The 2,162-nt window shown below is 35.1% G+C and carries 4 protein-coding genes; 2 read left to right on the top strand and 2 right to left on the bottom strand.

Annotated elements, in window-relative coordinates; all coding sequences use genetic code 11:
• Positions 1–214 precede the first annotated feature (214 nt).
• Positions 215–418, top strand: a complete 204-nt coding sequence (locus CBG25_RS00825) for a hypothetical protein (RefSeq protein WP_290603821.1) — start codon at positions 215–217, stop codon at positions 416–418.
• A 56-nt stretch (positions 419–474) separates the two neighbouring features.
• On the opposite strand, the gene CBG25_RS00830 is transcribed toward CBG25_RS00825, so the two are convergent.
• On the bottom strand, positions 475–690 hold the full coding sequence (locus CBG25_RS00830) for a cold-shock protein (RefSeq protein ID WP_290603823.1): 216 nt from the start codon (positions 688–690) through the stop codon (positions 475–477).
• Between the two features lie 305 nt (positions 691–995).
• Between CBG25_RS00830 and CBG25_RS00835 the strand changes: the two genes are divergently transcribed.
• On the top strand, positions 996–1,484 hold the full coding sequence (locus CBG25_RS00835) for an Hsp20 family protein (RefSeq protein ID WP_290603825.1): 489 nt from the start codon (positions 996–998) through the stop codon (positions 1,482–1,484).
• Between the two features lie 75 nt (positions 1,485–1,559).
• Here the strand turns inward: CBG25_RS00835 and CBG25_RS00840 are convergent.
• The coding region (locus CBG25_RS00840; protein ID WP_290603686.1) for an integrase core domain-containing protein at positions 1,560–2,162 on the bottom strand (603 nt) is incomplete at its 5' end.

Here is a 2,162-nt window from a genome sequence, read left to right on the forward strand (position 1 = left end):
CATAAACGATTATCTCGTAACAGCCGCTCTTTGTTGATCATTTCAAACCTTTATTCTCTAAGTTAAACCTCTTTTTATTCTCAATAGCGTGACAAAAAATGCAAGTCTCTATTCAGCAACTAGTTTAAGGTACCACCATTCTACCCGATATCGATTTGCAGCCGCTAGGCTGCTTCCTTGCTATTTTTCGTTTGAGAACAAAGAGGAAATTATCATGATTCAACTCAACAAACACAGAACAACATTTCGAAGACTAGAACCTGGTATGTCCGTTTTCTACAACGAAGAAGTTGTCAAAATAATAAGATTACGAGAACGTAAACTAACAGATAAAGGCTTACTTTACTATTTTGATATTGAGGGTGGTAACGGAACTCTGATAGGTGAAAGTGGCAAGCGGATATTTGTTACTAACTAAACGAAATCATCGAGTAGTATAAAAATAACCACGCGATAATATCAATCAATTCAATTCTACGATAACGCTATCACATTAGTTGCCGAAGGTCCTTTATGGCCGCTTTCGACTGAAAAGTTTACTTCCTGCCCTTCATAAAGCGTTTTATAATCATTACCCTGAATAGCAGAATAATGAACAAACACATCCTGACTGCCATTTTTGGGTGAAATAAATCCAAAACCTTTATCAGCGTTAAACCATTTAACAATACCTGTATTGATGCTTGACATATACGTTCCTTAATTTTGTTAATTAATCAAAAATCTCAAAGATTAACATGATTTTTACTAATGGTATTTAATCAGAAGGAACTCATTAATGAAGAGGTATTTTTGATATCGCTAGATTTCGAATTACTTAAAATTTTTACTAATAAAAAGAGATTGTTAGCCTCGAGAACAGACTTAATTAAGTCATACTTTTGTATTTAATGCAACAATTATTTTCGTAAAAAAATAGTTATTAGACACTTGAAAATAATGAGGAGAGTTCTTATTTAAAAAGTAAAGTCAATAAGCGCAAAAAGGAGGACAATATGGCTTATCGTTCTTTTTCTCTTATTCCTATGCTCAGTGATAACCTGTTATCCGACAGATTTACCCAAATGGATAAGCTGTTTAGCCGAATAACCGGCGAAAAACCGTTGTCAGACATGCCGACTTACAATTTATACCAAAAAGATAAAGAAAATCTGGAACTCACAGTAGCGGTTCCTGGTTATAAACAACACGAGTTGGATATATCCCTACTGAATAATAAGCTGACCATCAGCGGAAAAAATGAAACGGAGAAAGAAGAAAGTAACGATGATAGCAAAACAGAAAAATGGCTACATAAAGGTATTGAGAAAAAAGGCTTTTCAATGAGCTTCGACCTTGACCATCGCATCAGAATCCAAAATGCCAATTTAGCCGATGGTTTGCTAACATTAACCTTTAATTACGAAATACCGGAAGAAGAAAAACCACAAAAAATAGCTATTGGTCAAACGTCTCAACCAGAAGTTATTGAACACAAAAAATAACTTTTAAAGCCCCTAATTTGTAGTAGCTCAGACTTGATCTGACAGTTACCGGTTATTTATACAGTATCTGTCAGGCTAAATTTGATTTAAATCTTTTTCTCTCCAAATTTGTTTTCCATCGTGTAAAGTTGCTATGGGTGTTCGACCGCAACACATTTTTCCTTGATGAGTACGCTGGTTATTGTATTCCTCTAACCATTTATCTAAATCAGTTTGTAATTCCTCTAAATTACCGTAGATTTTCTTACGAAAAACTACCTGGTAGAACTCTTGTAATACGGTTTTATGAAAACGTTCACAAATTCCATTAGTTTGAGGCGAGCGTGCCTTAGTTTTTGTGTGATCAATATCGTTGATAGCCAGATAAAGTTGATAATCGTGATGCTCAACTTTACCACAATATTCACTACCTCTGTCCGTCAGTATACGTAATATCGGTAATCCATGTTGGGCATAAAAAGGCAGAACCTTGTCATTTAATAAATCCGCAGCAGTTATCGAACTTTTCGTTGTGTAAAGTTTACAATGAACGACTTTGCAGTAAGTATCAATATAAGTTTGTTGGTAGATACGACCAACACCTTTTAAATGACCAACATAAAAAGTGTCCTGCGACCCCAGGTAACCCGGATGTGCTGTTTCAATCTCACCACTGGCTTCATCATCCTGTGCTTTCTT

Source organism: Arsenophonus sp. ENCA, from assembly GCF_002287155.1.
Lineage (GTDB): Bacteria > Pseudomonadota > Gammaproteobacteria > Enterobacterales > Enterobacteriaceae > Arsenophonus > Arsenophonus nilaparvatae.